The organism is Paenibacillus sp. MAHUQ-45 (genome assembly GCF_058133325.1).
In genome coordinates, this window is record NZ_JBYUPV010000002.1 from 451,405 (window position 1) to 472,882 (window position 21,478).

A 21,478-nucleotide genomic window follows, 5' to 3' on the forward strand; every position below is an offset into this window, starting at 1 on the left:
ACCTAATTTATGCTGTCGAATTGAAAAGGTGAGAATTCTTTTGACACATGTCCAAATGGACATAATAAAGCTTTAAAGCATATATTTCGCTGATAAAATCCTTAAAAAAAGTTGACCTCGCCATCTGCGAAGTCAACTTTTTCTTTTTGCAAACTCTCTGCTCATCCTCACAGCCTCTATCAAGACAACGACCGATTAAACTTATACACGAAGTGCTGAATGACCGGTTCAATCAACGAATCATCCACGATATCGAGCTTCTCTGCTTTGAATAGCTGTATTTTTTTGAGGTTGTAGTAATCGTACAGCACCTGTTCGATGGAGATTTGGTTTTGCAGCAGATATTTCATATTGATGATTTCCCGCAGCAGCAGATCATCCTGAAGCAGGATCAGACGCTCGTTGATGGGATTGAAGATACCTTTTTCTTTTCCTTCGCGATAGAAGATGAGGGCTTGTTGTTCCCGTCTGCTCAGAACCGCTCTCAATTGATCGTATAGCTCCGGGTAGATCGTCTGAAGCTCCTTGAGGAAGATGTCGGTGACTTTACCGACGAGTGATACGGTCTGGTCGAACAGCTTTTGGAACCAGATCCCAAACGAACGCTCATCATCCTCGGGGTTGCGATCTGCGAGTCTTTCGATATAATCGACAAAAACTTGCACGACACCCGCTATAACTTCCTCTTTGGATGAAAAATATTTGTACATAGTCGCTCGGCTTACATCCATATGCTTGGCGATGTCATCCATCCGCAAATGCTGGAATCCATCCTTCATCCCGGAATGTATTAGTTTTTTGAGTAGTTTTTCTCTCGGTTCCACTTGTGTACTCATTGTGTTGATGTCAACTCCAATCTCTCAAACCGTGTCACTTTATTATACAGCATTGAATACGAGAAATACACGAAATACATAATAGACAAAATAAATGTTTTTTGTTTACTTTGATTAAAATGCATGTTATTCTAATTCAGCACATCGGTCAATACTTTTGGCCAGCAGCCAACAATTAACCATACTGAACTTATTTATTCAGATGGTTGTCAAAATCAGCTTCAGTTCATTCATCAAGAAAGGATGGTTGTTATCCGACAGTCAAATAATAGACTCATTCTAGCTATCATCATCACTTGTCAGCTTATGGTTGTTCTCGATGCATCCATTATGATCACGGCACTTCCTGAGATTGGCCGCGGACTGCACCTTGCGACAACGAGCTTGACCTGGGTGCAAAATGCTTATGTTCTGGCATTCGGGGGCTTTTTGCTACTCGGAGCGAGAGCGGGGGATCTCGTTGGTCGAAGACGGGTTTTTATAATCGGGACAGCGATTTTTACGGTTGCATCGTTATTTGCCGGGTTAGCTCAATCCGCTGAAATGCTCTTCATCACCCGTGCTCTGCAAGGGATCGGGGCCGCATTGGCCACGCCTTCAGCGCTGGCACTCTTATCTGTCAGTTTTGTGGAGACTAAGGAACGGGTTAAAGCCATTGCCATGTACAGTGCGGTCAACGGAGCTGGCGGAAGCATTGGTTTAGTTGTAGGCGGCATGTTAACGGACTGGGTATCCTGGCGTGTAGGTATGTTCATTAATGTACCGATCGGCATTGTACTGCTTGTGCTGGCACCGAAATTTTTGCCAGAGACGAATAAAAGCACCGGTCGTTTTGATATCATGGGGGCGATTACTTCTGTAGTAGGTCTGACCGCTCTCGTATATGGCTTTGTCCGCGCGGCAGACGACGGATGGGGGAATTCTATAACCATAACTTCATTGCTCATAGGAATTATTTTGCTGGCAGCCTTTGTTTTCATCGAGTCACGGGTCGAACAGCCGATTACACCGCTTCGTCTATTCGCAAGTCGTGAACGGTCTGGCGCATATTTGGGTAGACTATTGTTTGTAGGCGGCAATTTCTCGATGTTTTTTTTCATGTCACAATTCTTGCAGCATGTGCTTGGCTTTACGGCACTCGAGACTGGACTTGCCTTTCTACCTATGACTATGGTTCAGTTCGGAATGATGTATGCCATGCCATGGCTTGTGTCTCGCTACGGAAATGCGAAAGTGCTTATTAGTGGTATTTTTATAGTCATCATTGCGATGATCTTCTTGAGTCAGATTTCAACGGACTTGAAGTTCTTCCCAGGGCTTATGATCCCGATGGTCGTATTGGGGATAGGTGCAGGTATTGTGTTTATTCCATTTACCACCTTTGGACTGTCTGATGTTGATCCGCGTGATGCGGGGGCGGCATCAGGGCTGGTCAATGTGGCACACCAAACGGGTGGATCGCTTGGATTGGCTGTCCTTACGGCGGTTTTTGGATCGTTCGTTCGAACTGGAACGCCAACTGACGCGGAATTTACAGCAGGTGTCTCTACAGCGATTATTGGTTCGATTGTATTTATTTCGGCATCATTTATCGTTGTGCTTCTACTGTTGCGTCCGGGTAGCAAGAAAGCTACTAAACAGCAAGCCCAGGATGCGGCGTAATCGTGTAAAATTGTTCGTTATTCCTACGGTTGAAAATTGAATAAGGATGTTTTGTCTAGAGTATTTGATCACATTTGGTAGGGTTGGGTTCGCATACGTACTCTAATACGTCACCTCAGCTTGGAAAAACAATAAAAAAGGCTGTCACTTGAGCAGAAGTTTCTGCAAAGAGGACAGCCTTTTTTGCCGAGTATAATCAATCTGCGAAGCGTCGATTATTAACGATAATGAGAGGTGTCACCAACCACTCTTGCAATTAATTCACTATAGCGCTCCCCCTGACCAGTGGATTCATATAGTAGTATTTTTCGCTTTTACGAACAACTTTACTTTGAAATGATTGAAGTTGGCTATAATCAGTGTTACTCTTACAACGGTAAACTCAACATTATGTTTTGCAATACATCTAATAATACTCACTATTTTAGTTAGAAAGAAAGGTAATACCATGATAAAAGTAGATAACTTATCCTTCTCATTTCCACAAAAAGAACTATACAAAAACATTTCATTCACGTTAGAAGAAGCACAACATTGCGCTTTTATTGGAACAAGTGGCAGTGGGAAGAGCACACTGATCGATATACTGATGGATCCAGAAAGATATTTGTTCGAGGGCAAGTTAGAAATAGACCCGACTTGTAAAATTGGGTTTGTAAGTCAGTTCTCTGAGCTAGACAGATCGAAAGAAACAACTGTTTTTGAATATATCGGAGAAGAATTTATTAAGAAACAAAATGAAATAGAAACCATTTGTACTGAAATGGAAACTTCATCGGATATTGAAGTGCTGTTAGAAAAGTATCAATTAGCTTTAGACGCATTTGAAGCAATAGGTGGGAACGATTTTGAAAGCAACATTAATAAGAAGCTAAATCTTGCAAACCTCATGAACCTAAAAGATGCTAGGGTATCTGACCTGAGTGGTGGAGAATTCAAGCTTATTCAAGTAATGAAGGAAATGCTTAATAGTCCAGACTTAATGATTATGGATGAACCGGATGTATTTTTAGATTTTGAAAACCTAAATGCGCTTAAAAATCTTATTAATGCACACAAAGGCATACTGTTAGTTGTTACGCACAACCGATATCTATTGAATCATTGCTTCAACAAAATTATCCACCTTGAAAACACGGAGATTCAAGAGTTTGATGGGCGATATATTGAGTATAACTTCTCGTTACTTCAGACAAAAATAGAGTTGCAAGAAATCGCAGTCGCTGAAGCTGAAGAAATTGAGAGATATGATAGTATAATCGATAATCTTAGAGCTATCGCAACCTATAATTCAGAAGCATCTAGAGGGAGAGCCTTAAAAGCTAGAGTTAAGTTTCAAGAGAGATTGGAAGCACGTAGAATTAAAGCGCCTTTTGTTGATATTAAGCAACCGAAAATCAGTTTTGGTATTGAAAATGAAATTGAAGACACCATTGTTGTAAATGTCAATAATTATGGTGTTACCTTTGATGAGTTGCTTTTGGAAAATGTTAACTTTGAGATCAAATCTACAGATAAAGTAGCTATTATCGGGGCAAACGGTACTGGGAAAACGACTTTACTTCGAGAAATTTTTAAGAATAATCACGATTCAATTGTAATAAATGCTGATGCTAAAGTGGCTTATTTATCTCAGCTACAAGGCGAAGTGCTAAATGATTCTAATACAATTCTTGAAGAATTTATCGATGCTGGAATTAGTACCTATGACGAGGTTAGATCGTATCTTTCAAATTATGGATTTGAAGGAGAAAGCGTTAATCAGAAGATAGAATCATTATCTGGTGGAGAAAAAAATATACTTCAATTGGCTAAAGTTTCTGCCAGTAAAGCAAACGTATTGCTTCTTGATGAACCGACAAGCCATTTAGACACCTATACACAAATAGCACTGGAGAAGGCCATCGAAGACTATAAAGGTGCGATTCTCATGATTTCTCATGATTTCTATTCTGTTGTAAATGGTATGGATTATGTATTAATCATTGACGATAAGACGATTAGAAAAATGAAAATGAAAAAATTCAAACAGATGATTTATGCTAGTCATTTTGATAAAGACTATTTAGAAACTGAACAAAAGAAAAAATCAGTTGAAATGCAAATAGAATTGGCCTTGAAAGATACTAATTTTGAACATGCAAAAGTATTGGTTGATGAGCTAGAAGAGCTGATTAAGTTGCTTTAAACTACGACTCTGAGTTCAACGATGAAATATGATGTTGGTGGAAAAGTATCAACCAGAAAGACACTGATGAATAAAATCTCAGTGTCTTTTTGCTGCATTGATTTCTTGATGGCTTTTGCCGTGGGCAGTGGTTCAGAAGGCTTGAACGGCGATCCAGAGAGCGCCTATCATGGCGATAATACCGCTAGCTTTGGTCATGAAGTAATAAAAGTCGCTAGGTTCAGGGTCGTTTACCCATATCCAACGAAGCGAGAGTAAGAAAAGGATGTCTTGAAATTTTCGATAGCGAAAGCTGCTCCATCCGTAAATCAACACGGCTAATGCGAGATACAGAAGCGCTGGAGCACCTTGAGTGTCATGATATTCGGGGTACGCTGCTGTTACCAGGGTAGAGGGTGAATATTGCTCTTCGCCGTCCTGAGGTATTCTTTGATTGTTAACGAAAATAGAGACTTCGGAGACGTAATTTCCATGTCCATCGGAGGTCAATAATATTCCGGAAGCATCATGGACTTCGTATTTGTGGCCGTTAGGATATATCACTTTGTAATTCGGACTGGGTGAAGAATCGATTTTCGTAATAAAATACTCCTGATGTTGGATGGTTACCGTACGCTTACCATGATCAAGATTTACTTGTATAGGATCGTTTGTTTTGCTTCGATAGGTGACAACATTATCTTGTTCGCTGTAGAAAGAGTATTTGTAGTTCTCTACATAGAAAATACGCTCTGTAAAGTAAGGTTTGGACAGAATCACTACCATTACGGACAGGGCCAGAACACACGAAAAGAAAATAAAGGTAGGTGTCCGGATTTTTTTGAGCAGCGCTGACATCTGAACGTCATCCTTTCCAGTTTTTCTTTAATACGCCAATTAAGGGGGATGGTTGCGGCACTAGTTGCTACGTGAATACTTGCAGGCTACTTTTCTACTTGAACAGATTGGTAATTCTGATGGACGGAACAAAAATATATATCATGTATATAAGCTGAACTTAAGAATTAGGCAAGCTGACTGGAGGATCACCTGTAAAAATAAGGATATAATCAATCAGCAAGGTGCTATTCTTAAGTTCACTTTATGTAGCAACGAAAAAAGGCTGTCCTCTTTGCAGAAACTTCTGCTCAAGGAACAGCCTATTCTTATTTGTTTGGAAAAAGCTCTATACAGCTGCTGCTACATCCGCCCATTTTGCTACCGTGAATCAATTGTTGCTGTAATCCCGAATAGTAAGTCCCAACCTATTGTTCACCACGTCCCTATCAATCATGCTCAGTATATTTAATACAAATGCTTGTATGTCTATGGCAGCTGCCACAGCTTGGCCGCATCGAGGAGTTGTTCGATATATACACCAGCTGCCAGTACGCTGCGGTCATCACCCTGTCTCCCTGTTAGCTGTAAGCCGATGGGCATACCCTCCTGTGACAAACCGATGGGCAGTGTGAGCGCGGGTAGTCCCCATAAATTGGCTAGCGGCGTGAATTCGCCATTGGCAGGTCTGTTGGCAGTCGTGCTATGAACGGGTCCAGCTGTGACGGGACAGGTAGGTGTAAGGATGACGTCGATGCCCGTAAACAGTTGGTCAATTAAGTGGAATGAGGAATCACGCCAGGATAGACAGTCCTTATACTCTGCCTCTGTGATGGCTTGTCCCACACGCAAGTTGCTTTGCAGCGGCTCGCTATAGCCTTCAGCCCAATCGGACAAATGATTGCTGTGCGTAGAGTAAGCTTCATAATGAAGAATACTCCAAGTCTTTTCTTTGATTTCTAGAATGGGCAAATCGTTAAGAAGCCACTCTACGGTTGCACCCTGACCCTCAAGTGTACGAACGACTTCCAGTACTGCGGCACGGACTTCCGGATCGGTCGTCGATTGCAGATAGGAGAGGGGCACACCGAACCTTGATGGAGCGGTTACAGGCTGCCGCCGTATTCTGTTGTCAGTCTCTTTAGGCGTTATGTTAGGGTTAAGAACCAATTCGTCAAAAAGCAACGAAGCATCTTCACAGGTGCGGGTGATAATGCCGGCATGATCCAGCGAAGGAGCGAGCGGTGTAATCCCTGACAGGCTGAGGCGGTTGGTGGTAGGTTTAAACCCTACGACTCCGCAAAAGCTGGCCGGCACCCGGATCGACCCTGCAGAATCGGTCCCTATAGAGCCGAGCGCGAACCCGGCAGCAACGCCTGCGGCAGAGCCGGAGCTGGATCCGCCAGGCAAGCGGCCAGAATGATAGGGATTAGTGGTTGCTCCATATGCCGGGTGATGCTTGCCATACGCAAATTCATGCAGATGAGATTTGCCAATGATCACGGCGCCAGCCTCAAGGAGTTGCTCTACGATGTGAGCGTGTATGCTTGGCTTGAACGGGGGCGTACGTCCTGAGCCGTTCGTCATCGGGATACCCGCGTACGCAATCATATCTTTGACCGATATAGGGATGCCGTGCAGCGGACCGCGGTCTAATCCGTTCCTCAGCTCCTGCTCGGCCTGCCTAGCTTGAGCACGTGCTTCTTCCTCCATGAGCAGAATAAACGTATGATAGCGCGGCTCATTATTAGCAATACGCTGCAGATGCAAATCTAGCAGGGATAAAGGGGATAGTCGACCGTCCCGCAACGCTTGCCCTGCAGCAGCAATGGTCCATGAAGTATTATCTTTCATTCGGAATCTTCTCCCTCCTGCATTCAAGCATAATGTATTAAAGAGATAAGATGTTGAGCAAAAATTGAATTATATTGCGATCATTGTCGTACGTTGTGTATAGATATAACTATATTGCTACGTTTTAATATCCAACTTTACATCTGGGAGTACCCATACTATGATAGCAGAAAAGTAATGCTAACCCTTGCTGTTACGCACTTTTCATTCTAACTTGTGTGTTGGAATAATGATTCTGAATGCTGTTCAGCGGCTCAACTTTGAGCACAATTAAGTACAATCATTACACAAAAATTATCAATCTATATAAGATGAATATAAGAAAGTAACAAAGAGCGAGAAGGAACGGAGGGGAAGGTTTGGAACTGTAGGAGCGTGAGCGATCGCCTTTGTATCCAGATTTCAACCGCTAAAAGCGGCTTAAAAAGAAGGAATCTGGATACAACAGCGACCGTAAGTCCAAACATTCACCGTAGTGACGAACGAGCCCTTAAGTGAGAATCTTAAGTTTGTCTTATAGATTAGAAAGAGGCGATAGGATGAGAAGCGGCTCCCCAAATGCTTTTATCGATACATTGTATAAAAATAAACTAGAAGAAGCATCCAAATTACCGGATGTTCTCGATGATGCTGAAAGACAACGACGCAGAGAACGACTGGCACAAATTCTTCGTATTCCACCTGCGCGCATTGCTCAGCTAGGCAGCGGAGAGGCTGTGTATGAAGTACCTGAGTCTTTCCACAAGGAGTCGATAGATTGCGGAGACTATGTGCGGGAACGCGTTGAGATTGAAACGAGAGACGGATTGCTAATGCCTGCTTATGTTCTGCTTCCTAAAACCGCAACAGCGGATAATCCTGTACCGGCGGTACTAGCCCTGCACGGACACGGTTATGGCAGCCGCGAGCTGGTCGGCCTCTCGCCGGATGGGCAGGATGAACCGGAAGGTACAGGTATCCACAAGCATTTCGCTCTGTCATTGGTTAAGCGCGGCTTGGCTGTCATCGTGCCCGAATTGCTCGGTTTCGGAGAGAGACGCCTAATTGCGGACAGTCATTTGGACCCCAGGGCTATAGGTAATTCTTCTTGCTATAAGCTGTCTTCTTATTTAATTCATCTGGGAGAAACGCTTGCAGGTGTTCGTACTTTGGAAACGCTAATAGCGGCAGATTATGCGCTGGCCAGACCGGAAATACAAGGAGATAGCATTGGCGTGATGGGGTTATCTGGGGGAGCTTTTGTGGGCTACTTGGCAGGAGCGTTGGATGTAAGGCTCACAGCACTCGTACTAAGCGGGTATCCAAACACCTATGAAGACAGCTCCTTCTTTGTCGGACAAAATTGCTTATGCGATTACATTCCCGGCATCGTCGAGTTGGGGGATATGCCGGACCTGATCGGGCTGATCGCTCCTCGCTCGTTATACCTGGAAGTCGGGAGAAGAGATCATATATTCCCAGTTCAAGGAGCGATTAAAGCGGCAGATATATTGAAACAACAGTATGAAAAGCTGGGGGCGGCGAGCCGCTTCCAGGTGGAGGTCTTTGAAGGCGGGCATGAAATTGGCGGTGCCCATTCCTTTGATTGGCTGCAGCAGGAGATGACCGGCAGATGAGTCGGCTGATTAATCCGGTACCGCAGCTTGTCGAGCAGAACTTCCTTTTCTTTCACCGCCTTGCAACTCGCAAAGGCCATTTGGAAATCGTAAACGCACATCAAGGTCTTGAGATTGTACTTGTGCTGGAAGGGCAGGGCCAGCTTATTCTGGAACAAAAGGTACATTCCGTTGGTCCCGGAACGCTTGTTATCATTCAGCCCTACCAGCTGCACCACTTTAAAATGGAGCCGCCCTATGTGCGTACACCAATTGTATTCGATCCTTATTTGTTCGACCGCTATGCTGCGTTGTTCCCGAGCTTACATGCTTTTTTTCAACGAATATGGAAAGGCAAGCTGGAACGCCAGTTGTTCTCGTTAACGGAGGAGGAGGTTACTGGCTTCGACGTCCTGTCCGGGCAATTCAAGCAGCGGTTAGCGGAAGTGCCGAATTATGAACGTCAAGAGGAACTGCTCCTGTTCCTGATAGATTTCATGCGAACACTGCGCAAAATGTACGAAAGAGCCTCTGAGCACGAGCAGGCCCAGGTCATAGATAAACGTGAGGGCCGTCATATTGAACATATGATGAACTGGATTGAGGAGCATTATCATGAGGAATTTTCATTGGAAAAGCTGGCCGAAAGCCTGCATGTCTCTCCTTTTTATGCATCACATTTGTTCAGCGAGGAAACCGGTTGTACGCTCAGCCAATATATTATTGCCCGCAGGCTTCGTGAGTCCTGCTTGCTGCTGTCAGTGACAGACCGTCCGGTGGTGCAGATCGGGAAGCAGACAGGATTCAATAGCAGTGCGTATTTTTGCAAAACATTCAAGAAAAAGATGGGGTTATCCCCGCAAGCTTTTCGCAAGCGTTCCCGCCAAGTTTAAAGGGAGGCGTGCTGTTAGATTGCCTGGGAAATAGACACCGGCGGCCGCCTGAGGCCATACTGCTCAGCGCCGGTGATTTTGCTGTGCGCAAAATTAGGAGTAACGTGCATTTTCTCAAGAAACGAGTGGTAGATGATCGGGCAGGTGGCTTCTGCATTAATTAGGTTACAGTCATTTTATAAAAGTACACACAAGGGGGACTGGCATGAAATACGCATTTAACACGGCATCCGCCCCACAGCTTTCGTTGACGGAGCTGTTAGAGGTGGCGCGTAACTTCGGGTATCACGGCTTGGAAATTCGCAGTGGCGTTGGTCATGCTCATGGCATTGAGGTGACGGCTAGCAGAGAGACGCGCTTAGCACTCCGTCAAGAAGCAGCTAGAAGTGGCATCGCACTGACAGCTCTAGGCATTTCCTCCCGATTTACAACGGCTACGGATGCTGAGAAGCAAATAGCAGCTGCATCAGAGGCTATTACGCTGGCAAAGGATGTGGGCATTCCGTTTGTCCGGTTGTTTTGCGGCCGACTCGCTGCAGAAGATTCTAGAGAGGTCGCCACGAATAGAGTGATTGCGGCTCTTGGCCAGCTTGCGCCGATTGCACAAAGAGAAGGGATCACGCTGTTGTTAGAAACACATGATGATTGGTCGGCCCCGCATACACTCGCAGAACTGCTGGGAAGAGTGAATCTTCCGGCCTTAGGCGTATTGTGGGATGTGCTGCATACGCAGCATGAAGGTAATGCTTCTCCGGCAGAAGTAGCTCAGATACTTGGCCCCCATATTAAGCATGTGCATGTGCACGATGGTGCTGCTGGTCCGAAACGGGAGAACGGGCATCCGCAGTACCTGGCCATCGGCAGCGGGGACATTGATCACGCGGAGGTCATTCATGCTCTGCAAGCAATCGGCTATACCGATTATTTAAGCGGGGAATGGTTCCAATGGGAGCCGTATGACATCCATTTGCCGCGGGAGATCAAAGCCTTGAAGCGTGCAGAGCAATTAGCGAAGGAGTGGACAGGTAGTGACGTTTAAAATTTGTGTTGTCGGATGCGGCAGCATTGCCTGGCGAGGACATGGACCAGCCTACCGGCGTTATGTGGCGGAGCATCCGGATACGGAGCTTGTCGCCTGTGTAGATGCTGACCCAGTAAAGGCTGCCGCGTTCGCTGCAGAATTCGGCTTTACCCGGACGTATACCCAAGTGGAAGAAGCGCTGGAGAAAGAGCGTCCTGACGTGGTTTGTCTGCTGGTGCCGGCGCCGCACATTGCAGGTCTGGCGGTTTCGATCTTGGAGCGAGGATATCCACTGCTGCTGGAGAAGCCTCCGGGCGTGTCAAAGGAGGAAGCGTTGCAAATTGCTGCAGCGGCGCAGCGGCCTGACGGGTCTGAGATTCCGAATCGGGTAGCTTTTAACAGACGGTATATGCCGCTTGTCATTCAAGCTCGCAGTCAATTGGAGGAATGGAGTGCTGCTGGTCGTCTTCATCATATTGCATACGATATCAGCAGAGTTGGGCGGACGGACGATGAGGATGCGTCAGTTACGGTTATTCATGGTATAGATGCACTGCGCGAGTTGGTTGGCTCTGACTATAGCAATATTCGTCTGCGGTACAGGAAGCTTCCGCATCTGGGGGCGGGTGTAACTAATGTTGCGCTTGAAGGGGAGTTTTTGTCCGGAATCACATTCAATCTAAACTATTATCCCGTTGCGGGAGCAGTGTATGAGCGTGTGGAGGTTTCAGGTGAGGGAGTCTCTCTCCGGCTAAAGCTTCCTTTTTGGACATCACATGATTCGCCTGGCAGTGCCGAGCTTTGGTCTAGTAATCATCGAACAGCCAGTTGGGCTGGTGCTGCGACAGCGGGAAGCGAAGAGCCTTATGTGGTTAACGGATTTTATGAGGAAAATGCTGGATTCTTTAATGAACTTCGTGCCGGTCTTCAGACCACCGGCGGAATTACAACAGCCATTCAATCCGTGGAAGTGGCAGAGGCGGTTTCTAGAAGGGCAACCCTTTATGGGAGTACATCGGAAGAAGGGAGTGAAGGGGAAAGATGAGCAGCAAATCAGCATCATACGACGTAGTCGTTATTGGCGGTGGCTTGGCTGGCCTTAGTGCAGCAATAGCTGCGGCACGCGAGGGAGCCGTAACTGCACTGCTGCAGGACCGTCCTGTCCTCGGTGGCAACAGCTCGTCGGAGATTCGCGTGACTCCACACGGTGCCGGACGATTCCATGCTTACGCGCGCGAAACAGGCATTCTTACGGAGCTTGCGGGAGCGGATCGGGCGAATAATCATGAGCAATTCCACAATAATGGTTGGACGAACAGCGTATGGGATATGACGCTGTATGATTTGGCGGTAAGGACAGATAATCTGACTGTTTATTTGAACACCACGGTGCAGCAAGTGCACAGACATGGAGAGCGGCAGATTACCGCTGTAACCGGTCATATTCTTGGCGCTGAGACAGACCTGCGAATTGAAGGGAAGGTCTTTATCGATTGTACCGGGGATGGCACAATTGCAGCACTGGCAGGCAACGAATGGCGGATGGGCTCAGAGAGTCGAGACGAATACGGAGAGCTGCATGCACCGGAGATGGCAAGCAGTGATACGATGGGCAGCTCCATTCATTTTCGCGCTCGTGATACGGGCCGGCCAGCACCGTTTCACGCGCCTTCATGGGCGGCTTCCTATGACGACCCGGCCTTCTTCTATGGGCATAACCGTAAGCCTTATGACATTCGGGCCGGCTACTGGTGGTTCGAGCTCGGTACGCCTTGGGATACGATCCATGATGCGGAGACCATTCGCCATGAGCTTACGCGCCACGTTCTCGGGGTGTGGGATTGGATTAAAAATAAGGACCCTCTGACACGAGACAAAGCGGCGAATTATGCGCTGGATTGGATCGGTCAAGTGCCGGGGAAGCGGGAAAGCCGCCGTATTATTGGACGTTATCTAATGACCGAGCACGATGTGCAGCAGGAAGTAGCCTTTCCCGATGAGGTCGCTTTCGGGGGCTGGTATCTGGATTTACATATCCCGGGAGGACTGCTTGCGCCGACAAGCGAGCTGCCGGGGGCGGGAGAAATTATCAGTCCTTATGGTATCCCGCTGCGTATTCTGATTGCGAAGGACATCGACAATCTGATGATGGCAGGGCGGAATGTAAGTGTAACGCATGCTGCTCTTGGGACGGTTCGCGTGATGTCGACGACGGCGATTATGGGGCAAGCCGCTGGAACGACAGCCGCCATCGCACTGCAGCAAGGCATTGCTATTCCGGATATACCGACTACGGCCATTGCCAAGGTACAGCAAACGTTGCTGCGTAGAGGCTGCTTCCTGCCGAATGTAACGAACGCTGATCCGCTTGATCTCGCTCGCAGTGCAGAAGTCACTGCCAGTAGTGAAGATTTTTTGACGACGGTTGAGCCAGGTCCTGATGCCGATTCGCTCGACATTCGCCGCAGCCAATGGGTACCCGTGTGCGGTCTGCTAGAGCAAGTCGATATGTGGATTGCTAATTCTACGGATCAGCCGCAAACGTTCTCGGTAGAACTGCATCGTACCGAGCACATCTGGGATTACAGCGTGAACGGCAGTCATAATGGAGCCACGGATAAGAGGGATACCGTTTCAGCAACGAGTGTTCTGGCCTTCGCTCAATTGACAGTTCCCGCTGCGTATACCGGCTGGGTGCAGTGGCAGGTACAGCTGGATAAAAGAGCTGAAGAAGCCTTTCCGCAGGACGGTTATATGCGTCTTGATGCTTTTGGAGCGAAGGAATTGTCCTGGCATCGCGCAGCAAGTGTGCATCAAGGGCTGCCTTCAGCAAGCGAATTGGAATCTGGCCGTCTGCGGAGTCATGAGGATGGGCGAACGATGAGCTTGCGAGTAACTCCGCCACAGGCAGTGTTTGGCCCAGAAAGAACGACTAGTGGAACGTCTAGGCCGCATCGAACGACCAATTTGTGGCGCTCAGCGCCAGGGCAGTGTCTCCCGCAGTCACTTGAACTGCGTTGGAGCAAACCTCAACAGATCGGAACGGTGGAGCTAACTTTCCCTGGCCATCTGCTGCAGGACCTTAATCGATACCCTGCCTTTTTCCGCGAACCGAACTGTCCACGGGATTATAGCATCGAAGCGTGGGATGGCGAAGGGTGGCGGATAGCCATGGAAATAACCGATAATTACCAACGGCATGTTTCGCATTGCTTGTCTGAACCATTGTTAGCCGAGCGAATTCGAGTGGTTGTACATGCCACGAATGGGAGTACGGAAGCTTCGATTTACGAGATTCGTTGCTACGAAATATAACTGTATTGTGATCTAATGCAAGTAGATTGGCATCCTTTTAAAACCAACTATACAGATTGTATAACTGTGTAATATGATGTGTGCATGCGAGAGGCCGCGCACAACTAAATAGCCAAGGGGCGAGTGAAATGTTCAAAATAAAAAGCTTATCTATGATTACAGTATTAACTCTGACGTTAATCGCGTCAGGATGCTCAAACAATAAAGGCAATGAATCTGCTGCAGCTCCTTCTACTAACCCACCGGCTGCCAAGCAGACTTCGCTGGACAAGCTGAAGGAGAAAGGCGAGTTTGTTATCGCTACTACGGGTACTTATCCACCCTATGCTTTCCACGAGGAGGGCAATGATCGTCCGTTAACCGGCTTTGATATCGAACTGCTTACGGAGGTTTGGAATCGTGTCGAAGGTGTGAAGCCGGTGTTCAAGGAAGCGGAGTGGGACGGAATGCTGGCTGGTCTGGACGCAGGACGCTTCGATTCCATTCATCAAATCGGAGTAACCGACGAACGCAAGGAGAAGTACGATTTTACCGACCCATATCTGATCTCGTATCCGACGCTTATTGTGCTGGATGAGACGAAAGACATCAATAGTTTCGAGGATCTGAAGGGTAAAAAGGTTTACGGCTCTAATACGAGCATTTACGGTAAACTGGCCGAATCCTATGGGGCTCAGCTTGTGCCGGAAGGCGAAAGTCTTGAGCTGCTGAAGAATAAGCGGGTTGACGCTATTATCTTCAACAATTTGTATTTCATTGAACTTAAGAAAAGCCGTCCGGATCTGAAGCTGCGAGCCGCAGCTGAGGCAGATACTCAAGAAATTGTTGCACTGCCACTGGTTAAGGGCGGGGACGGAACTGTCACTGCGGCATTTAACGAGGCGTTGAAGAGCGTGAAGGAGGATGGCACTTACGAGAAGCTGTCCGTCAAATGGTTCGGAGAAAATGTACTGAAATAGGATGGAGGGAGAAACGACATGAGTCAGGAGCGCGCGGAAAGATTGTGGGATGTTTTTCTCCACTCGTTGTGGCCGCTGCTGCAGGGGATGCTTAAATATACGATACCGTTGTCCATCCTTTCGTTCGGGCTTTCGCTGATTTTTGCACTGCTGATCGCTTTGGCAGGGTTGTCACATAAACCCTATTTGCGGATGCCATCACGGTTCTATGTGTGGATTATCCGGGGCACACCAATCCTTGTCCAATTGTTCATTATCTTTTATGGGCTACCGAGTTTTGGCATCATTCTACCTGCATTTCCCACGGTTGTCATCGCTCTTACGGTGTCGGAAGCAGCTTATTGCTCTGAAATTATGCGTTCGACGATCAAATCACTGCCCCAGGGGCAATGGAGAGCAGGGTATTCTCTTGGGATGACGCCCTTCCAGGTGTTAAGGCGTGTAATCTTGCCGCAAGCGGCGCGGATCAGCATCCCGCCGCTCGGCAGTCAGTTCATCAGCTTGTTTAAAACCTCCTCACTGGCTGCACTCGTCACCTTACCCGATTTGTTTGGCGTAGCTAAGCAAATTGCTGCGTCCACGTTTGAACCGATGCTGCTCTACATTGTGGCCGCCGGATATTATTTGGCGATTTGCTCTGTACTCACGATTTTTCAACATCGGCTGGAGAACAAATTCGGAAAGTATTCGCTTTAAATGAGGAGAAGGAGGCGGCGAACATGTTAACGATCTCGCAATTGCGTAAAAGCTTCGGTCCGACAGAAGTTCTTCGGGGGATCGACTTGCATATCGCAAAAGGACAGACAACCATTGTCATCGGTCCTTCCGGATCAGGGAAATCGACTTTGCTCAACTGCGTGAATTTGCTGGAAATACCTGATGCCGGCATGATCGAACTGGATGGATTGTCAATGTCCTTTGGAGATGGAGGCAAGAAGAAAATACGCGAGTTGACCAGTTATCGGCAAAAGACCGGCATGGTGTTCCAAAGCCATCAATTGTTTCCACACCGCACAGCATTGGAGAATGTCATTGAGGGGCTAATCGTAGTCAAACGATGGAACTCTGTTGATGCTATACGGCGTGGGAAATTATTGCTGAACAAGGTCGGCCTTGGCGAGTTCGCGGACCGTTTTCCAGCGCAGCTATCAGGCGGCCAGCAGCAACGGGTCGGTATTGCGCGAGCGTTAGCGATGGAGCCGGCCATCCTGCTGTTCGATGAGCCAACGTCTGCGCTCGATCCTGAACTGGTAGGTGAAGTGCTGCTCGTCATGAAGGAACTGACCCAGGAAGGGATGACGCTTGTCGTCGCGACACATGAGATGAATTTTGCCAGAGAGGTCGGGGACCGTGTTATTTTTATGGAGAAGGGCATTATTTCTGACGATGGGACACCGAAGCATATTTTCGAAGACAGCCGTAATGAGCGGGTAAGGCAGTTCTTAAGTCGCTTCGATACAGGCAGTATGAGTACCAGATAGAAGTAACTGAAAGGGTGATGGTCGACATGACGACAAACCGCAGACAAATTAAACTAGGTGCGATGATCCATGGTGTTGGATCAAGTGTAAGCGCATGGCGGCATCCCGAGGTCAGGTCGGACGCGAGCATTGCCTTCGACTTCTACCGTGAACAGGCGCTGATTGCGGAGGCTGGCAAGCTGGATCTTGTTTTTATCGCGGATGTCCTACATATAAACGAGAAATCGACTCCGCACTATGCCAATCACTTGGAGCCTTTGACGCTGTTGTCTGCGCTGGGACACGCCACCTCGCGTATTGGTCTGGTCGGCACATTATCCACGACATACAGCGATCCCTATACAAGTGCACGACAGCTTGCTTCTATCGACCATATTAGCGGCGGACGAGCGGGCTGGAATGTAGTGACGACGGGTATGAGTGCGGCAGCGCTTAATTTCAGCAAATCAGAGGAAGATCATCCTGAGCATGACACGCGTTATCGTATAGCCAGTGAGTATTTGTCTGTTGCTCGCGGCTTATGGGATTCATGGGAAGATGACGCCTTTGTGAGGGACAAAGATAGCGGAGTCTTTTTTGATCCAAATAAGCTACACAGTCTAGATCACCGGGGCGAATTTTTCTCTGTGAAGGGACCGCTGAATATTGCCCGATCACGCCAGGGTCATCCGGTTATTTTTCAAGCGGGCTCTTCTGCGGATGGGCAGGATTTCTCCGCCGTTCACTCTGATGCGGTCATGACCGGTATTAGCAATTTGGAGGAAGCAAGGAAGTATTATAAGGATCTGAAGCGAAAAGTTGGTGAAGCCGGACGTGATCCGTCTGAATTGATCATTATGCCGAGCGCCAATATTGTTATAGGTCGAACAAGGGAAGAGGCTGAGGAGAAGTATGCCAAGACCGCTTCAATAAAATCATTTGACCAGTCGCTGCGATATTTCGCACAGTTTTTCGATTTCCACGATTTCACGCAGTATCCGCTAGATGAACCGTTCCCTGATGTAGGTACACTTGGCAGCAAAAGCTTTCAAAGCTTTACCGATCGCATCAAGCGAAAAGCACGCGAGCGTGGTTTGACTCTACGCCAGACTGTGCTGGCATTTGCCGAGCCAAAGTCGACTTTCTTCGGATCACCGCTAGAAGTAGCAGATCGGATGCAGGAATGGTTCGAAACAGGAGCGGCGGATGGGTTTATTCTGCACAGTGAAGTACCAGGCACATTGGCTGATGTCACGGAGCTGCTTGTGCCGGAGCTGCAGAAGCGCGGATTGTTTCGGTTAGATTATGAGAGCGATACACTGAGGGGCCATCTTGGTCTGCAGATCCCGAAAAACCGGTATGCGCAGGATTGATGGTGTGAAGCAGGTAAAGGGATTCACTCGGGAAAATTGATGTAGACGGAGGCATCATTATCTGTTTTTGACCATGAGACCGTTGCTCCCAATGCCTCGGATATAAATCTTAAGTTTACGTAAAATATATTACTACTTGGTTCAAGTGACGGTGCTTGGTTTAAGGGTACTATTTTGCCATTAAAATATGCTTCATATGAATTATGTGTCAATTTAATTGTGTTTTCGCCCTTCTGTGCAGTTACAGTTTTGGTTAAATTGTCCCATTCAACCGTCATTCCATACTTTTCAAAGATTGGGCGCATAGGAACAAGCGTAGTACCAAGCCAAGTTATATTAGCATAGATATCCATTTTTTCATTGTTGATATAAATATTAGGATGTTCCCGAGATGCAAAAGCACTATTTACTCCAACTGCCATTGAAATAATTGCCGCACACAAAAATATCTTCAGTATTCTTTTCATAATTTCCTCCTCAAAATAATAGACAATGGATACTGAAAACTTCCATTGTCTATTATTTTATTTGTGATTGTCGCTATTTACAATAATTGCAACAGAAGTGTTGATATTAAAAGTTACATTAGAGTGAACATTTTGAGGAGATGATAACGCACCGCTACTAAGTGGCGTTCCATTAACCTGTACGTTCGCAAAAGTGGTTTGATTTTTGCCTGTATTATCACTACTAACAACTGTAGATAACAGTTTCCATCTGCTAATTGAAGAAACTCAAACTGCAAAAGCAGACGAAAAACCAAAAGGCCGTCACCCCAGCAGAGACGCTGCACAGGGGGACGGCTTTTTTACAGATAACACTGGCATAAGTATCGCATTCCCCCTATATCCCCGACCGACTCCGTAACGCCAGCAGTCGCTCCATCACAATCTGCACAGCGATAGCATCGTCCAGGTAGCCCAGCGGGAATACATAGTCCGGAATGATGTCAGTCGCCGAAACAAAATAAAACAATCCGCTTCCCAGAATAGCGCGTTCCTCTGAGGGGAGGTCGGTGCTGCTGTAGAGCTCATACATGCGGTGCAGTTCTTCAATGAACGGTCCAGCACCGTTGACGCTTTTTACTTTGTCCGGGAAGTCGCTATGAATCTTTCGCGCACCTTCTTCGGTGAGGACATAAGGTTCGTATTTACTGAGTTCTCGCTGAACCAGCTCTGCAGTAAAATGATGATCGATCAGGTTGAAGGCCTGCAGGGTTTCCTTGATGCTGGTGATAGAGGAATGAATGTCGGAGGTCGGAACAGCGGGAGTGGGCACAGCAGCGCCATAGCCGGCGGCATGAAATAGGTGGGCGAGGGGAACGTCCAGATGCAGAGCGAACGCTTGCAGATGCTCAGGTTTGGGGCGCTGTTTGCCATTCACGATGCGGGAGATCGTGGCGGTATCCATGCCGGTCAAGGTGCTCAGTTTGCGCATGGAGAGCCTGCGCTCTTTGAGTACAGTTGTCAGTATCTCCCCAAGATCAGGGCTTCTCTTCTCATCAGACATGTGCATTTCACCTCCTATTCATTGTGGTGTTAAAATCAAATGTTGAGGAATTCTCAACAATTTAATTTGGGACGCGCACCATTTTGACAGTACCTCAATAGTATGACTGTAAACAGAAACAAGGAGTGAACAAAACCATGGTCGCGTGGCTTCTTATTGCCGGCTTTGCCCTCTCATCCAGTCTGGATAATTTAGGTGTTGGAATATCTTATGGGATTCGTGGCATCCGTATTAACCCTTTCTCAAATTTAATCATTGCGGTGATCTGCTTCATCCTCAGTATGGTCGGCATTCTCTCCGGCCAATGGATGGCGAAGGTGTTGCCTGGTGTAATGCCCGTTGTGATCGGCGCCCTGCTGCTGATTATCATCGGGGTGCGGATCATTCTGCTGGCGGCGCCGCGTAAGAAGCGTGAAGGTATTCAGGAGAGTGAAGGAGCTCGCGAGGAAGGGGGTGGATCGCTGACCGGGATTCTACAAAATCCAGAACTGGTCGATAAAGATAACTCCGGCTCAATCGGCATTCTGGAAGCGATGGTACTGGGGGTGGCCTTGGCGGCAAATGCAGTCACGAACGGCGTAGGCGCAGGGTTGATCGGACTGTCTCCGCTGGCGATTTCTTTAACGGCGGCCATCGGGAGTTATGTGACGGTATGGCTCGGTGTAGTGCTCGGGCGAAAGCTGTCTGGCGTGCGGATCGGTTCATTTACCTTAGGGCAGTTCAGTACCGTATTAAGTGGGATTATCATTATTTTGATTGCATGTAATTCATTTTTTGATTAAACGGCGCATCGCTCAGAACGAAGCCGTCTCGCCACTGTAAGCAGTGGAGGGACGGCTTTTTGGCTGGGGATTGCAGGGACGGAGAGCGGGTTTGTCGCCATCGTAGTTTTAGACAAAAAATCATGCCTTCAGGTAAAGACAATTTACTCAAAAAACCATACATTTAAAGGGATCAATGATCCTGAAGGAGTGACTACACAAATGAGAAATAGGAAAATTATGTTCGTTAGCCCAAATCAAGTAGAAACGGTGGAAGAGGAGTTTACAGCTCCAAGTCTTGGGGAAAATGAAGTTCTGGTTCAATTAATATATTCTTTGATTAGCCCAGGAACGGAGCTGGCAATGCTGGCAGGCACAGAGTGGTGGGCCCAGCTCCCGCTTAACCCAGGTTATGCCAGTGTTAGCCGAATCGTTGAAGCCGGTGCAGGCGTTAAGGATTTGAAAGTTGGAGATGCTGTTTTCCACTATGGCAGTCATAGCGAATACCAGGTGCTGGAGGTTAAAGAGGTTGTACTGAAGGTACCGGATGGACTGGATCTCAGATGGGTTCCTTTCACTCGGATGGCTACTGTGGCCTTCACTTCGGTTCGCGTGTCGAACATTGAGCTTGGCGACAAGGTAAGTGTATCTGGTCTTGGATTGGTCGGCAATCTGGCCGCTCAATTGGCCCGCCTGCAGGGTGCAACAGTGATCGGGGTGGATCTGTCCCAAGAACGACTCAAGACAGCAAGTGTGTGTGGTGTAGATCACGCGCTGGATGGTAGCAGCGGTAAAGTAAAAGAAGAATTGATGGAGCTTACGGGCGGTCAGGGTGTATCCACTCATATCGAAGCCACCGGGATCTCCAAGGTTGCAGTGGATAGTCTGGAGTATATCAGCAGCCAGGGAGAGATCATTCTGCTGGGTAGTCCGCGTGGAGAGTACAACACAGATCTTACGGATGTACTCAACTACTGCCATCTGTATAACCGTGGCTGCATTACGTTCAAAGGTGCGCATGAGTGGCGTTACCCTACAGAACCAAATCAGTTCTTGAAGCACTCGCTGGTGCGCAATTCGAAGATTGTCTTCGAACTGATGCTGCAAAACCGTCTGCAAATCGAGCCGCTGATCAGCCATGTGATCAAGCCAGAGCAAGCTAGTGAAGCTTATGCAGGACTAAGAAACAATAAAGACCAATACAACGGCGTACTGTTCGACTGGGCCTAAGGAGGA

18 protein-coding genes are annotated in these 21,478 nt (G+C 47.4%); 13 read left to right on the forward strand and 5 right to left on the reverse strand.

What is annotated here, in order from left to right; genetic code table 11:
- Positions 1-179: 179 nt before the first annotated feature.
- Complete coding sequence (locus tag AC3Y23_RS05760; protein ID WP_379196568.1) at positions 180-779, reverse strand: TetR/AcrR family transcriptional regulator; 600 nt, start codon at positions 777-779, stop codon at positions 180-182.
- A 300-nt stretch (positions 780-1,079) separates the two neighbouring features.
- On the opposite strand from AC3Y23_RS05760, the gene AC3Y23_RS05765 reads away from it, so the two are divergent.
- Both AC3Y23_RS05765 and AC3Y23_RS05770 read left to right on the forward strand, forming a co-directional pair.
- Positions 1,080-2,498 (forward strand): MFS transporter, encoded by a 1,419-nt coding sequence (locus AC3Y23_RS05765; RefSeq protein WP_379196570.1) that lies wholly within the window; start codon positions 1,080-1,082, stop codon positions 2,496-2,498.
- 448 nt (positions 2,499-2,946) lie between these two features.
- The gene (locus AC3Y23_RS05770; protein WP_379196572.1) at positions 2,947-4,686 is read left to right on the forward strand and encodes an ABC-F family ATP-binding cassette domain-containing protein; all 1,740 of its coding nucleotides are present in this window, start codon (positions 2,947-2,949) and stop codon (positions 4,684-4,686) included.
- 132 nt (positions 4,687-4,818) lie between these two features.
- Here AC3Y23_RS05770 and AC3Y23_RS05775 read toward each other — a convergent pair whose 3' ends face one another.
- Positions 4,819-5,523, reverse strand: a complete 705-nt coding sequence (locus tag AC3Y23_RS05775) for a DUF6199 family natural product biosynthesis protein (protein WP_379196574.1) — start codon at positions 5,521-5,523, stop codon at positions 4,819-4,821.
- A gap of 468 nt (positions 5,524-5,991) precedes the next feature.
- Entirely contained in the window at positions 5,992-7,356 is a 1,365-nt protein-coding gene (locus AC3Y23_RS05780) for an amidase (protein ID WP_379196576.1), read from the reverse strand.
- Positions 7,357-7,895: 539 nt separating this feature from the next.
- Here AC3Y23_RS05780 and AC3Y23_RS05785 point away from each other — a divergent pair.
- The 9 genes from AC3Y23_RS05785 to AC3Y23_RS05825 all read left to right on the forward strand — a co-directional run bounded on the left by AC3Y23_RS05785 (position 7,896) and on the right by AC3Y23_RS05825 (position 17,972).
- The gene (locus tag AC3Y23_RS05785) at positions 7,896-8,972 is read left to right on the forward strand and encodes a dienelactone hydrolase family protein (protein WP_379196578.1); all 1,077 of its coding nucleotides are present in this window, start codon (positions 7,896-7,898) and stop codon (positions 8,970-8,972) included.
- Positions 8,969-9,844, forward strand: coding sequence for an AraC family transcriptional regulator (locus AC3Y23_RS05790; protein WP_379196580.1), 876 nt, complete (start codon positions 8,969-8,971; stop codon positions 9,842-9,844). Before AC3Y23_RS05785 ends, AC3Y23_RS05790 begins: the two co-directional genes overlap by 4 nt.
- Positions 9,845-10,049: 205 nt before the next feature.
- On the forward strand, positions 10,050-10,883 hold the full coding sequence (locus AC3Y23_RS05795) for a sugar phosphate isomerase/epimerase family protein (protein ID WP_379196582.1): 834 nt from the start codon (positions 10,050-10,052) through the stop codon (positions 10,881-10,883).
- A complete protein-coding gene (locus AC3Y23_RS05800; protein ID WP_379196584.1) occupies positions 10,873-11,910 on the forward strand; it encodes a Gfo/Idh/MocA family protein in 1,038 nt (345 codons plus the stop codon). The genes AC3Y23_RS05795 and AC3Y23_RS05800 overlap by 11 nt, the downstream gene beginning before the upstream one ends.
- A complete protein-coding gene (locus AC3Y23_RS05805; RefSeq protein WP_379196586.1) occupies positions 11,907-14,180 on the forward strand; it encodes an FAD-dependent oxidoreductase in 2,274 nt (757 codons plus the stop codon). Before AC3Y23_RS05800 ends, AC3Y23_RS05805 begins: the two co-directional genes overlap by 4 nt.
- 152 nt (positions 14,181-14,332) lie before the next feature.
- Positions 14,333-15,139, forward strand: coding sequence for a transporter substrate-binding domain-containing protein (locus AC3Y23_RS05810; RefSeq protein ID WP_379196588.1), 807 nt, complete (start codon positions 14,333-14,335; stop codon positions 15,137-15,139).
- A gap of 18 nt (positions 15,140-15,157) precedes the next feature.
- The gene (locus AC3Y23_RS05815) at positions 15,158-15,835 is read left to right on the forward strand and encodes an amino acid ABC transporter permease (protein ID WP_066362325.1); all 678 of its coding nucleotides are present in this window, start codon (positions 15,158-15,160) and stop codon (positions 15,833-15,835) included.
- 23 nt (positions 15,836-15,858) lie between these two features.
- Positions 15,859-16,620 carry an amino acid ABC transporter ATP-binding protein gene (locus tag AC3Y23_RS05820; RefSeq protein ID WP_379196591.1) on the forward strand — a complete coding sequence of 254 codons (762 nt, stop codon included), beginning with the start codon at positions 15,859-15,861 and terminating at the stop codon, positions 16,618-16,620.
- A gap of 26 nt (positions 16,621-16,646) precedes the next feature.
- Positions 16,647-17,972, forward strand: coding sequence for an LLM class flavin-dependent oxidoreductase (locus tag AC3Y23_RS05825; protein ID WP_379196593.1), 1,326 nt, complete (start codon positions 16,647-16,649; stop codon positions 17,970-17,972).
- 23 nt (positions 17,973-17,995) lie between these two features.
- On the opposite strand, the gene AC3Y23_RS05830 is transcribed toward AC3Y23_RS05825, so the two are convergent.
- Positions 17,996-18,439, reverse strand: coding sequence for a copper amine oxidase N-terminal domain-containing protein (locus AC3Y23_RS05830; RefSeq protein ID WP_379196595.1), 444 nt, complete (start codon positions 18,437-18,439; stop codon positions 17,996-17,998).
- Positions 18,440-18,815: 376 nt separating this feature from the next.
- Complete coding sequence (locus AC3Y23_RS05835; RefSeq protein WP_379197128.1) at positions 18,816-19,481, reverse strand: DUF1232 domain-containing protein; 666 nt, start codon at positions 19,479-19,481, stop codon at positions 18,816-18,818.
- 137 nt (positions 19,482-19,618) lie between these two features.
- Between AC3Y23_RS05835 and ytaF the strand changes: the two genes are divergently transcribed.
- The gene (gene ytaF, locus AC3Y23_RS05840) at positions 19,619-20,263 is read left to right on the forward strand and encodes a sporulation membrane protein YtaF (protein WP_379196597.1); all 645 of its coding nucleotides are present in this window, start codon (positions 19,619-19,621) and stop codon (positions 20,261-20,263) included.
- 201 nt (positions 20,264-20,464) lie between these two features.
- Positions 20,465-21,472, forward strand: coding sequence for a zinc-dependent alcohol dehydrogenase (locus AC3Y23_RS05845; RefSeq protein ID WP_379196599.1), 1,008 nt, complete (start codon positions 20,465-20,467; stop codon positions 21,470-21,472).
- The last annotated feature ends 6 nt before the right edge of the window (positions 21,473-21,478 follow it).